Source organism: Burkholderia aenigmatica, from assembly GCF_902499175.1.
Lineage (GTDB): Bacteria > Pseudomonadota > Gammaproteobacteria > Burkholderiales > Burkholderiaceae > Burkholderia > Burkholderia aenigmatica.
On sequence record NZ_CABVQC010000053.1, the window covers coordinates 23433 to 36223 of the forward strand.

Consider the following 12791-nt stretch of genomic DNA (forward strand, 5'->3'; position numbering starts at 1 on the left):
GTGCTTACCTTGTGGAGTGGAACGTTGCCGGAAAGCGGTCGCGGCAGTGCTGCGCGATCGCGGTGTCTTCGTCGACGCTGCCGCCCGAGATGCCGATCGCGCCGACGCAGCGCCCGTCGCCGTCGACGAGCGGTTCGCCGCCGCCGAACGTGACGAGCCCGCCGTGGCTGTGTTCGATGCCGCGCAGCGGACCGTCGCCCGACATCGCACCGAGCGCGTCGGTCGATGCGCGGAAGCGGACCGCCGTCAGCGCCTTGCGCTGCGCGAGATCGATCGCGCCGAGAAAGCAGTCGTCGGTGCGCGCGAACGCGAGCAGGTTCGCGCCGGCATCGACGATCGCGACGGCGATGCCGGCGACCTGCAGCGATGCGGCATGCGCAAGTGCCGCGTCGATCGTGCGGCGGGCGGCTGCGAGCGGCAGCGCGGCGGTGAGCGGGTTCATGCAAGGCTCCGGTAGGACGACAGTGCCAGTGTAGGCAGTTGCGGTATATGGGAGAATCCGCATTCCGCTCGAAGGAGTTTCAAGTTTTTTTAATGATGAGCAGACGCGATCCGATGGCCGGGCTGCACGTGTTCATGACCGTCGCGACGGCCGGCAACTTCACGCGTGCCGCCGCCGCGCTGGGCCTGACGCCGGCGGCCGTCAGCCTCGCGATCGGGCAGCTCGAGGGCGAGCTGAACGTGAAGCTGTTCAACCGCAGCACGCGCGGCGTGAGCCTGACGGAAGCCGGCCAGCGCTACTGGCGGCAGACGGAGCCTGCTTACCGGCAGGTCATGCAGGCCCGCGACGAACTGAAGGATGCACGCAGCGAGCCAAACGGGTTGTTGCGTGTGACCGCGCTGCCGCTGGCGCGAGCGCTCGTGATCGCGCCGGTGCTCGCCACGTTCCGCGAACGCTACCCGAAAGTCCGGCTCGAGATCCGCTACGAGAACGAACTGGTCGATATCGCGAAGGACGGGTTCGACGCGGGGATTCGCCTGGCCGACCGGCTGCAGCCGGGCATGATCGGCGTGCGGATCGCGCCGGCGTTGACGTGTGCGCTGGTTGCGTCGCCCGGTTATCTGGCACGGTATGGCGCGCCTGAGTCGATTGCGGCGCTCGAGCGGCATGCGTGCATCCGTTTCCGGTTCTCGGAGAGCGGACGCCTGCACAAATGGCTGTTGCGCGACGGGCAGCGCGACGTCGATCTCGATCCGGACGGCGTGTTCGTGACGAACGATGCCGACGCGGTGATCGATGCGGCGCGCGCGGGCGTCGGCATCGCGTTCGCGTTCATGCGCGAGCGGATCGAGCAGGACGTGCGCGACGGCACGCTCGTCGAGGTGCTGCCCGGGGCATGCCGCACGCTGCCGCCGATGTGGCTGTACTACGTCAATCGCAAGCACGTGCCGGCCAAGCTGCGTGCGTTCATCGACGTGCTGCGTGAACGCAACGGTGCGGACGACGCGTAGCCGCAGTAACGGGGGCCGAGTGTTCCCGGGGCGGAACAGGGCAAGCGCCGGTCACGCAGGCTACCCCGTCCCCATTTCCGAAGGGCCGCGCCAGCAGGTGAATCCGTCCTCGCCCGTGCCGTCCGGCCGGGAGAATTTCTCCCCAATCCGCCACCGGCCATTCATCCGATGAAAAATCGTGTCCGGTTCCCGGTATGATGCGCACCTTGCGTTTGTCGGACGCACTATTTTTGATGCGATTTTTACGCACGCGGCACGACAAATCCGCACAATCCGAACCTGAAAGATTCTGTAATATAAATTCCGTATACTCGTAAGTTCTGATCCAGGCGTCACCTGCCCATTCCTTCGGCCGACCGCCCACGCAGAACAACCAGATACGTCGCCGCCTGGCCGCCTTGCGCCGCGACTCGCTATGCACCACCACTGAACACGCTATGTCTTCCCGCCACTCTGGTTCGCCCGGCCGCGCCGCGGCGGTGATCGCCCGTGTCCGGGCGCTGATCCGCAACGAGCGTCTGCTGTCGCCGCTGCTCGCGCTCGGCATCGGCCTGCTGCTGATCGTGGTTTTCCAGCACCTGTCGGAATCCGTCGACTACCGGTCGGTGATCCGCGAATTGCGTCACATGTCCGTCGGCGAGTGGGGCGCATCGCTGGCCGCGACGGCTCTCAGTTATCTCGCGCTTGTCGCCCGCGACGCGGTCGGCCTGCGCTATGTCGCCGCGAAGGTGCCGCGCGTCGCGTTGTGGATCGGCGCGATCGCCGGGTCCGCACTCGGTAACGCGACCGGCTTCGGCGCGCTGACGGGCGGCGCGGTGCGCGCCCGCGTGTACGGCGTGTCGGGCGTCACGCCCGCGCAGATCGGCCGGATGACGGTGTTCACGAGCGGCACGCTGGCGCTCGCGATGGTGTGGATGACGGCGATCGGCATGGTCTGCGTGCCGGAGGCGCTCGCCGCGATGCTGCACGTCGCGCCCGGCGTGCTGACGTGGACCGGCGCGGTGCTGCTGGTGGGGCTGGCCGCGATGGTCGTGATGTGCGGCAACACCGCGCGCCCGGTCGTCACGCGCTTCAAGTGGCTGTCGTTCGACGTGCCGGCGCGGCGCGATCTCGTCGCGCAGGTCGTCTATGCGGTCCTCGACGTCGTCGCGGCGGGCCTGACGCTGTGGGTGCTGCTGCCGGCCGCGCCGGTCGGCTTCCCGACCTTCATTACTGTTTACGCCGCCGCGTTGCTGCTCGGGATGATCGGCCACACGCCGGGCGGGATCGGCGTGTTCGAAGCCGCGATGGTCTTCACGCTCGGCCGCGAAGTGCCGCCGCACGCGATGGTCGCCGCGCTGATCGCGTACCGCGCGATCTATTTCGGCGTGCCGCTCGTGCTGTCGGCCGGCCTGCTGGCCGGTTTCGAAGGCCGCGCGCTGCGGCGCCGGCTCGTGACGCGGCAGGCCGTGCGCGTGTCGCAGCTCGCCCCGGTGTTCCTGAGCCTCGTGACGTTCGCGGTCGGCGGGATGCTGGTGATCTCGAGCGCGACGCCCGCGTTCTGGCACCGGATCGCGATCCTGCGCCACCTCGTGCCGCTGTGGGTGCTCGAAGGTTCGCAGGTGATCTGCAGCGTGCTCGGCGTCGCGCTGCTGTTCGTCGCGCGCGGGCTGCTGCGCCGTCTCGACGGCGCATGGTGGATGACCTTCGCGCTGACGCTCGCCAGCCTCGGGCTGTCGCTGGTGAAGGGCCTCGCATTCGTCGAGGCCGGCGTGCTCGGCACGCTGCTGGTGCTGCTGCTCGTCAGCCGTCGCCGTTTCAACCGCCATTCGTCGCTACTGGCCGAGCGCTTTACCGTAAGCTGGTTCGTGTCGGTGGCGATGGTGCTGATGCTGGCCGTGTGGGTGCTGTTCTTCGCGTTCCGCGACGTGCCGTACACGCGCGAGCTGTGGTCGCATTTCTCGTTCGACGCGCGTGCGCCGCGGGCACTGCGCGCGACGCTCGCGGCCGGCGTGTTCGTCGCGCTGTTCGCGCTGTGGCAACTGCTGCGCCCGGCCCCCGGCCGTTTCGTGAAGCCCGTGGCGCAGGATCTGTCGGATGCCGAACGGATCATCCGCGCGCAGGAATGCAGCGATGCGGGCCTCGCGCTGATGGGCGACAAGTCGTTCCTGTTCTCGGAGTCGCGCCAGGCATTCCTGATGTATGCGAAGAACGGCCGCACGTGGGCCGCGCTCCACGACCCGGTCGGGCCGCGCGAGGAATGGCCGGCACTGATCAGCAAGTTCATCGCGCTCGCGCATGCGCATAGCGGCCGTGCGGCGTTCTACCAGGTGCGTGCGAACGCGCTGCCGCTGTATCTCGACGCGGGGCTCACGCTGATGAAGCTCGGCGAGGAAGCGCATATCGCGCTCGACCAGTTCGACCTGAAGGGCTCGAACCGGTCGCACCTGCGCTACGCGCTGCGCCGCGGCGACAAGGACGCGCTGACGGTCGAGGTGATCGCGCCGTGCGACGTGCCGGCCGCGCTGCCGGCGCTGCGCGACATCTCGGACGGCTGGCTCGACAGCCGCGACGCGCGCGAGAAGAGCTTCTCGGTCGCCGCGTTCCACGACGGCTATCTGGCGACCCAGTCGGTGATGCTCGTGCGTCAGGCCGACAAGCCGATCGCGTTCGTCACGTTCATGACGACCGACCTCAACACCGAGGCAACGGTCGGCGTGATGCGCCATCTGCCGGACGCGTCGCCGTATGCGATGGAATATCTGTTTACGCAGCTCGCGCTGCATCTGAAGGAAGCGGGCTTCCGCAAGCTGAGCCTTGGCATCGCGCCGTTCTCGGGGATGGGGGCGGCGAAGATGCCGTCGCCGTTGCACCGGATCGGCCTGATGGTCTGGCGCTTCGGCGGCCGCTTCTACAACTTCCGCGGCTTGCGCGCATTCAAGAGCAAGTTCGAACCGCACTGGGAGCCGCGTTATCTCGCGGCCTCGGGCACGGTCGGCGTGTTCGTCACGCTGGCGGATCTGTCATTGCTGGCTGGAGGTCGGCGCTCATGATGTTGAAGAAGGGAATCGCGCGGGCGGCAGCCGCCTGCGCGGGAATGATGCTGGCCGGCGCCGCGTGCGCCACGCAGCCAGCCGCAGTGAAGGCCGAAACCGTATCGGGCGGCCGCTATGGGCCCGTTACCGTCACCAAACCCAGCGGGCCGTTGCGCGGCTTCGTCGTGCTGTTCTCGCGCGAGGCCGGCTGGAATGCGGCCGACCAGCAGGCCGCCGATGCGCTGGCGAAGGCCGGTGCGATGACGGTCGGCGTCGATTCCGAGCGGTATGCGATGAATCTCGCTGCGAAGCAGGAGACCTGCCACCACCTCGACGGCGACGCCGAAGCGGTCAGCCACCAGCTCGAACGCCTTGCGCAATCGTCGCGCTACTTCACGCCGATCGTCGCGGGCGTGGGCCAGGGCGGCGCGATCGCGAAGCAGATCCTGTCGATGGCGCCGGAGAACACGATCGCCGGCGTCGTATCGGTTGATCCGGCTGCCAAGCTCGATCCGCGCTTCAAGCCGTGTCCGCCCGATCCGACGATCGTGCGCCGCGCGATGCCGGGTTTCGTCGAAACGGCTGCCGCGGGCGATAGCACGAAGCTCGTGTCGCTGGTCACGTCGCATCTGCGGGACACCACCAGCGGCGACGAGCTCGACGTGTCGGACCTGCCGCTCGTCGAGCTGCCGGCCAAGGGCGGCAGCGACCGGCTCGCGATCGTGATCTCGGGCGACGGCGGCTGGCGCGATCTCGACAAGACGATCGCCGAGGCGCTGCAGCGCGACGGCGTGTCGGTGGTCGGCATCGACAGCCTGCGCTATTTCTGGAGCGAGAAGCCGCCGGCACAGGTGAGCCGCGATCTCGCACGCGTGATGCGTACCTACACGGCGCGCTGGCATGCGAATCGCGTGGCGCTGGTCGGCTATTCGTTCGGCGCCGACGTGATGCCGTTCGCGTACAACCGGCTGCCGGCCGACCTGCGCGACAAGGTCGCCGTGATGTCGCTGCTCGGCTTCGCGCCGGCCGCCGATTTCCAGATCCGCGTGACGGGCTGGCTCGGCATGCCCGCGAGCGACAAGGCGCTGAAGGTCGCGCCGGAAATGGCGAAGGTGCCGCCGCAGCTCGTGCAGTGCTTCTATGGCGCGGAAGAGAAGGACACGATGTGCCCGGCGCTGGTGAACACGGGCGTCGACGTGATCAAGACGCAGGGCGATCACCACTTCGGCCGCGACTACATCGCGCTCGAGAAGAAGATCCTCGGCGCGTTCGGCAAGCCGGTGGCGGCGCGCTGAACGCCGGCGCCCGCTTCGCGGCGGGCACCGGCCGGTAGCGTCCGGTGCATCGTACGGGCGGCCTGCGGGCCGCCCGTTTCATTTTCCGGCGGGCGTGGCCGCGTCCTGCTGCGGCAGTGCCGTTCTCGCATCGCGCTGATAGAAGCCCGGGAACCGGTCGAGCTGCCGCCGCGCGGCCGTGATGTCCGTACCGTCGCCGAGCACCGCGCTCGAAAACCCCGTGCGCTCCATCAGCAGCACCTGGTCGACCAGTACGTCGCCGGTCGCGCGCAGGTCGCCGGCGAAGCCGTAGCGCTTGCGCAGCAGGTACGCCTGGCTGTACGCGCGGCCATCGGTGAACGACGGAAACTGCAGGTCGATACGCGCAGCCTGCGCGATTTGCGCGGCGAGCGGCGGCAGTTCCTCGTCGTTGCCGATCGTCAGCGTCGCGGCGTCGTGCTGCTGCGTGTCGCCGGTGTGTTCGGCCGGCGTCAGCAGCCGGATGCGTGCGGTCGGGTGTGCTTGCTTCATGCGTGCTCCGCCTGGTGGCGCGCGTCGTTCGCGGCGGCCTTGAAGGGTTCCGCGCCGATGCGGCGCACCGTGTCGATGAATCGTTCGCTGCGGCCGTCCTCATCGATCCGCGCGTCGAGATATGCGTTGACGATCGCATCGACGACATCGACGATCTCGTCCGCCGAAAACGACGGGCCGATCACCTTGCCCGGCCGCGCGGGGCCGCTCGCGGTCGAGCCGTCCGAACCGCCGAGCGTGACCTGGTACCACTCGGCGCCGTCCTTGTCGACGCCGAGGATGCCGAGGTGGCCGCTGTGATGATGGCCGCACGAGTTGATGCAGCCGCTGATGTGCAGGTCGATGTCGCCGACGTCGTGCAGCATGTCGAGATCCTGGAAGCGCTCGGCTATCGCATCGGCAATCGGGATCGAGCGTGCATTCGCGAGCGCGCAGAAGTCGCCGCCCGGGCACGCGATCATGTCCGTCAGGAGTCCGACGTTCGCGCTGGCGAGCCCGATCGCGCGCGCGTTTTCCCACAGCAGGAACAGATCGTCGACATGCACCCACGGCAGCACGACGTTTTGCGTGTGCGTGACGCGGGCCTCGCCGGCCGAGAAGCGGTCGGCGAGATCGGCGAGCGCATCGAGCTGGTCGGGCGACGCGTCGCCCGGCGCCTGCAGGCGGCGCTTGAACGACAGCGTGACGATGCGCAGCGCCGGGTCGCGGTGGCCGGCGACATTGCGGGCGAGCCAGCGCGCGAAGGCCGGATGGCGTGCCGCCTGGGCGGACACGCGCAGGTTCGCGTCGCGCAGGCTGGCCGTGCGCGGCTTGAGCCGCGGCGGGACGAACGACGCGGCGACGCGGTCGAACTCGACCTGCGGAATCGTGTGCGGCGCGCCGTCGTGATCGACGATCTGGCGGAACTCCTCCTCGACGTCATCGATGTAGCGCTGCCCCTCGGTCTTGACGAGGATCTTGATGCGCGCCTTGTACTTGTTGTCACGCCGTCCGTAGCGGTTGTACACGCGGACGATCGCCTCGATGTAGTTCATCACGTGTTGCCACGGCAGGAACGCGCGCAGCAGCGTCGCGATCGTCGGCGTGCGGCCCATCCCGCCGCCGACGCTCACGCGGAAGCCGAGCGCGCCCGCGTCGTCGCGCACGAGCTTCAGCCCGACGTCGTGCCAGTCGGTGGCCGCGCGATCTTCGGCCGCGCCCGTGATCGCGATCTTGAACTTGCGCGGCAGGAACGCGAATTCGGGGTGCAGCGTCGTCCACTGGCGCATCACCTCGGCGAACGGGCGCGGATCGGCGATCTCGTCCGGCGCGACGCCGGCGCGCTCGTCGCACGAGATGTTGCGGATGCAGTTGCCGCTCGTCTGGATGCCGTGCATGTCGACGGTCGCGAGCAGGTCCATCACGTCGGCTGCTTTCGCGAGCGGAATCCAGTTGAACTGCACGTTGGTGCGCGTCGTGAAGTGCGCGCTGCGGGTCGGCAGGCGCAGCGTGCCGAGCAACGCCTGCGCGTCGCATGCGGCGCGGTAGGTGGCGTCGTCGGGCACGTCGTAGTCGCGCGCGATCCGCGCGAGCACGCGCAGCTGCGCGCTCGACAGTTCGCCGTACGGCACGGCGACGCGCAGCATCGGCGCGTGGCGCTGCACGTACCAGCCGTTCTGCAGGCGCAGCGGCCGGAACGCGTCTTCGCTCAGCGTGCCGTGCTGCCAGCGTTCGAGCTGGTCGCGAAACTGGGCGGCGCGGCTGTGTACGAGCGCCCGGTCGAAAACGGTATATCGATACATGACGTGATACGCGAGAGGCGCCGCGGCGCGAAGCGCGCGGCTTGGGACAGACGTTGCGACGGGTGTCAGGCAACCGGAGACAGCGTAGGGAACGCGGTGCGGTGGGACAAGCAGCAGATCGGGACGAAAAGGGCGCAGCAGATGGCCGGCGTGGCGCCGGCGCGGGGCGGGCACGTGCATGCCCGTGGCGGGTGGTTATGCGTCGGCGTCGACGACGCGTGCCGGATCGAGCGCGCGGATGCGCTGGTCGATGAAGTAGCCGCCGCCTTCCTGGTAGCGCAGGAACAGGCGTGCGCACGAGCGGCAGCGATTGACGGTGCAGCGGTTGTACGGGAAATGGCGCAGGGCGATCGGCGCGTCGTCCGACGCGTAGTGCGTGCCGCCCGGATGATATTCGGCGTAGGTCGGCTCCGTCTCGCCGGGCGGCGCGAGCGTGGCGACTTCGATCAGTTGCGCGTCCTGCAGCGACAGCGGCAGGGTCGTCCAGCCGGCGAGCGGCGTTTTCGTGCAGGTGCACGATTGCGTGACGTGCGCGGCTTCAGCCGTCAGTTTCAACAGCGCGTCGTGATCGAGGTAGGGCAGTTGACTCATGGGAATTCATGAAGGACGGCGGGATCAGCACTGTAACCCGCGGGTGGATTGCGTGCATCACCATGCGCACCGTGTGCGATTCAACCGCCCTTGCGCACCGAAGGCTGCGCGACGAGCTCGCCGAGCACGCGGATCGCATGTTCGATGTCGCGGCTCCACGGATGGCCGAAGTTCACGCGCACGCAACGCTCGAAGCCATGCGCGGCTGAAAACAGCGGCCCCGGCGCGAAGCTGATCCCGCGTGCGATCGCCTGGCGATGCAGTTCCATCGCGTCGATCGCGTCGGGAAACGCGAGCCACAGAAAATAGCCGCCTTCGGGCCGTACCCACTCGACGCCGGCCGGCAGCCAGCGCCGCAGCGCGTCGTCCATCCGGTCGAGCTGCGTGTGCAGCGCGCCGCGCAGCTTGCGCAGGTGCCGGTCGTAGCCGCCATGCTCGAGATAGTTCGCGATGCCGACCTGCGCGGGAATGCTCGCCGACAGCGTCGTCATCAGCTTGAGCCGCTGCACCTTCTCCGCGAACCGGCCGGCGGCGGCCCAGCCGATCCGGTAGCCGGGTGCGAGCGTCTTCGAGAACGAACTGCAGTGCATCACGAGGCCGTGCCGATCGAATGCGCGCGCGGGCAGCGGATAGTCGGGGCCGAAGTGCAGCTCGCCGTACACGTCGTCCTCGATCAGCGGCACCTCGCGCGCGGCGAGCAACTCGACGAGCGCGCGCTTTTTCTCGGCGGACAGCGTGACGCCGGTCGGATTCTGGAAATTGGTCATGAACCAGCACGCGCGGATGTCGTGCCGGTCGAGCGCGTTCGCGAGCGCTTCGAGGTCGAGGCCCGTGCGCGGATCGACGGGAATCTCGACCGCGCGCAGGTCGAGCCGCTCGATCGCCTGCAGTGCCGCATAGAAGCCGGGCGCTTCGACGGCCACGACGTCGCCGGGCCGCGTGACGGCCATCAGGCACAGGTTCAGCGCTTCGAGCGCGCCGTTCGTGACGACGATCTCGTCGATCGGCTGCGAGATGCCCGTCGCGAGATAGCGCCGTGCGATCTGCTGGCGCAGCGCCTCGTTGCCGGGCGGCAGGTCGACGACCGTGCTCCACGGGCTGACGAGCCGCGTGGCTTGCGCGAGCGATTTCGCGAGACGCGGCAGCGGAAACAGTTGCGGCGCCGGGAAGGCGGAGCCGAGCGGCACGATGCCGGGTTGCGTGGCCGCGTCGAGGACGGAGAACACGAGGCTGCTGATGTCGACCTTGCGCGTGGCGCCGGCACGGCTTGCGCGGCGCTTGGCAGCCGGGCTCGCTGCCGGCGTGGCGCCCGGCGCGACGTAGTAGCCCGAGCGTTCGCGCGCGCGGATCAGCCCCCACTGTTCGAGCAGGTAGTACGCGCGAAATACCGTCGACTGGCTCACGCCGTGCTGCGCAATGATCTGCCGTAACGACGGCAGGCGCGTGCCGACGGCGAGGTTGCCGTTGCGGATGTCGTCGGCGATCGTGTGGGCGAGGGTTTCGTAGCGTTTCATCGGCGAGGGTGGCGCGCGCCGTCGCCGCGCGCGGGCCGGAGCGGCGCCGCGCCGGCGGGCGCGGCTCATTGTCCGATGCGCGGCCCGAAAAGGAAAGCGCAGGCGCGTCGGCCGCGCTTTCCCGTTGTGTCAGGCCGCGTTCGGCTCGACGGTCTGCCCGTTCGCCGCGCCGCGCAGCGGCGGCAACGGCTCGACCTTGCCGACGATGAACAGGTACGACAGCGCGCCGACCACGCACAACGCGCCGGCCACCGCGAGCGGCACGACGAACGAGCCCTTCGTGATCGACAGCATCACGCCCGTGAACGTCGTGATGAAGATCCCCGCGAGGTTGCCCGCGAAGTTCTGGATGCCGCCGAGCGACGCGACATGCGCGGGCGTCGGTGCGACTTCGCCGACGAGCGTCCACACGTTGGCGCCCGCGAACGACAGGCTCGCATAAGCCAGCGCAAACAGGCCGAGGCAGGCCCACACGTTTTCGACGAACGCCGACAGCGCGATCGACGAAGACAGCAGCATCCCGATCACGAGGCAGGTCTTGCGCGCGGCGGTCGCGCTCCAGCCGCGGCGGAACAGGCTGTCCGACACATAGCCGCCGAGCCAGCCGCCCGGAATCGCGAGCAGCGCGGGCAGCATCCCCCACGTGCCGAGCGACGCGAGCGAGAAGCCGCGCGATTGCAGCAGGTAGCTCGGGAACCACGTGATGAAGAAGTAGATCGCGAAGTTCAGGCAGAACAGGCCGATCATCATCCCCCACACGGTGCGGTAGCGGAACAGGTCGAGCCACGACACCTTCGGGCCGTCGGTTGCGGCCGCAACGGTTGGGGCGCCGCGTTGCGCGAGCAGCGCATCGACTGCGTCGGGCGCAATCGCGCGATAGCGTTCCGGGTCGCGATAGACGAACCACCATGCCAGTGCCCACACGATGCCGATGCCGCCCGTGATCGCGAACGACCCGCGCCAGCCGACGATCGAGATCAGCCACGCGACGAGCGGCAGCGACAGCGCGGAGCCGACGCGCGAGCCGCTGTCGAAGATGCTGCTCGCGAGCCCGCGTTCGCTGCGCGGGAACCAGTTGAACGCGACCTTCGCGAACGACGGGATCGCGGCCGCTTCGCCGACGCCGAGCATCAGCCGCACGCCGACGAGTTGTGCGAGGCCGCGCGCGGCGCCCGTCGCGACGGTGAACACCGACCACCAGCCGACCGCGAGCGCGAGGCTCACGCGCACGCCGACCTTGTCGATGAACCAGCCGGCCGGCAGTTGCAGGAACGCGTAGGTCCAGAAGAACGCGCTCAGCACGAGCCCCATGCCGACCGCGTCGAGGCCGAGATCGGCGCGGATGCTGGGCGCCGCGATCGCGAGGTTCGCGCGGTCGATGAAGTTAATGACGTTGGCCAGGAAGCACATCAGGATCATGGCCCATCGGATGCGTGGCATGTGGTGTCTCCGCGCGGAATGTCGTGACGGGCGGCCGGCGATCCGCTGCGCCGGGCGCCTCGATGGGCGGGTTATCGGGGGGTGTGCGGCGGCGTGCGGTCGAACTTCGCGAGCGCTTCCCACAGGCCGTTCAGGTAGACCGCGCCGAGCGCGCGGTCGTAGAGGCCGTAGCCGGGCTTGCCCGTCTCGCCCCAGATCATGCGGCCGTGGTCGGGGCGGACGTAGCCGGTGAAGCCGGTGTCGTGGTAGGCCTTCACGATCGCGGCGATGTCGAGCGAACCGCAGCTCGACAGATGCGCGGTTTCCTCGAAATCGCCGTTCGCGTCGACTTTCACGTTGCGGATGTGCGCGAAGTGGATCCGGCCCATCGCGCCGAATTCGCGCACGAGTGCCTCGACATCGTTCTGCGGGCCCGCGCCGAGCGAGCCCGAGCACAGCGTCAGCCCGTTCGCGGGCGTGTCGACGATGCGCAGGATCCGCGCGAGATCGTCGCGGTTCTTCACGATGCGCGGCAGCCCGAAGATCGGGCGCGGCGGATCGTCGGGGTGGATCGCCATCTTCACGCCGGCTTCCTCGGCGACGGGGACGATCGCCTTCAGGAAGTATTCGAGGTTCGCCCACAGCGCCGCCTCGTCGACGTCACGATACTCGGCGAGCAGCGCCTTCAACTGGTCGGGCTGGTAGCTCGAATCCCAGCCCGGCAGCGCGATGCCGTCGTCCGGATCGATCCGGTCGACCGCGTCGGTGCTGAACGCGAGGCAGGTCGAGCCGTCGTCGAGCGTCTTCGACAGCTCGGTGCGCGTCCAGTCGAACACGGGCATGAAGTTGTAGCAGATGACGCGCACGCCGGCCGCGCCGAGATGACGAATCGTCTGACGGTAGTGGTCGATCAGGCGGTCGCGGCCCGGCTTGCCGAGCTTGATGTCCTCGTGGACGGGCACCGATTCGACGACTTCGAACTGCAGGCCGGCGCGCTCGATCGTCGCCTTCAGCGCATCGATCTTGTGCGCGGGCCAGACTTCGCCCACCGGTTCGTCGTAGATCGCGGACACGATATGCGTGACGCCCGGGATCTGGCGGATGTATTGCAGCGAGACCGGATCGGACTCGCCGTACCAACGGAATGACATCTTCACTGGAGCGGCTCCTGGCTGGCGGTTGTTGCATCGGGCGGGCGGGCGGCAGCGGCCGGCC

The 12791-nt window shown here is 68.8% G+C and carries 10 protein-coding genes; 3 read left to right on the forward strand and 7 right to left on the reverse strand.

The window, feature by feature from the left end:
* Window positions 1–4: 4 nt before the first annotated feature.
* The gene (locus BDO18943_RS30160; protein WP_175025149.1) at window positions 5–442 is read right to left on the reverse strand and encodes a GlcG/HbpS family heme-binding protein; all 438 of its coding nucleotides are present in this window, start codon (window positions 440–442) and stop codon (window positions 5–7) included.
* A gap of 95 nt (window positions 443–537) precedes the next feature.
* Between BDO18943_RS30160 and BDO18943_RS30165 the strand changes: the two genes are divergently transcribed.
* The 3 genes from BDO18943_RS30165 to BDO18943_RS30175 all read left to right on the forward strand — a co-directional run bounded on the left by BDO18943_RS30165 (window position 538) and on the right by BDO18943_RS30175 (window position 5761).
* The gene (locus BDO18943_RS30165) at window positions 538–1452 is read left to right on the forward strand and encodes a LysR family transcriptional regulator (RefSeq protein WP_175025179.1); all 915 of its coding nucleotides are present in this window, start codon (window positions 538–540) and stop codon (window positions 1450–1452) included.
* A 437-nt stretch (window positions 1453–1889) separates the two neighbouring features.
* Window positions 1890–4484, forward strand: coding sequence for a bifunctional lysylphosphatidylglycerol flippase/synthetase MprF (gene mprF, locus BDO18943_RS30170; RefSeq protein ID WP_175025150.1), 2595 nt, complete (start codon window positions 1890–1892; stop codon window positions 4482–4484).
* The gene (locus tag BDO18943_RS30175; RefSeq protein ID WP_043191059.1) at window positions 4481–5761 is read left to right on the forward strand and encodes a virulence factor family protein; all 1281 of its coding nucleotides are present in this window, start codon (window positions 4481–4483) and stop codon (window positions 5759–5761) included. Before mprF ends, BDO18943_RS30175 begins: the two co-directional genes overlap by 4 nt.
* A gap of 78 nt (window positions 5762–5839) precedes the next feature.
* Here BDO18943_RS30175 and BDO18943_RS30180 read toward each other — a convergent pair whose 3' ends face one another.
* The 6 genes from BDO18943_RS30180 to uxuA all read right to left on the reverse strand — a co-directional run bounded on the left by BDO18943_RS30180 (window position 5840) and on the right by uxuA (window position 12733).
* Entirely contained in the window at window positions 5840–6271 is a 432-nt protein-coding gene (locus tag BDO18943_RS30180; RefSeq protein WP_175025151.1) for a DUF934 domain-containing protein, read from the reverse strand.
* A complete protein-coding gene (locus BDO18943_RS30185) occupies window positions 6268–8052 on the reverse strand; it encodes a nitrite/sulfite reductase (protein ID WP_043191054.1) in 1785 nt (594 codons plus the stop codon). Before BDO18943_RS30185 ends, BDO18943_RS30180 begins: the two co-directional genes overlap by 4 nt.
* Window positions 8053–8247: 195 nt before the next feature.
* Complete coding sequence (locus tag BDO18943_RS30190; RefSeq protein WP_175025152.1) at window positions 8248–8643, reverse strand: hypothetical protein; 396 nt, start codon at window positions 8641–8643, stop codon at window positions 8248–8250.
* 80 nt (window positions 8644–8723) lie between these two features.
* Entirely contained in the window at window positions 8724–10157 is a 1434-nt protein-coding gene (locus BDO18943_RS30195) for an aminotransferase-like domain-containing protein (protein WP_175025153.1), read from the reverse strand.
* 129 nt (window positions 10158–10286) lie between these two features.
* Window positions 10287–11597 carry an MFS transporter gene (locus tag BDO18943_RS30200; protein ID WP_175025154.1) on the reverse strand — a complete coding sequence of 437 codons (1311 nt, stop codon included), beginning with the start codon at window positions 11595–11597 and terminating at the stop codon, window positions 10287–10289.
* 71 nt (window positions 11598–11668) lie between these two features.
* Window positions 11669–12733 carry a mannonate dehydratase gene (uxuA, locus tag BDO18943_RS30205; RefSeq protein ID WP_175025155.1) on the reverse strand — a complete coding sequence of 355 codons (1065 nt, stop codon included), beginning with the start codon at window positions 12731–12733 and terminating at the stop codon, window positions 11669–11671.
* Window positions 12734–12791 lie beyond the last annotated feature (58 nt).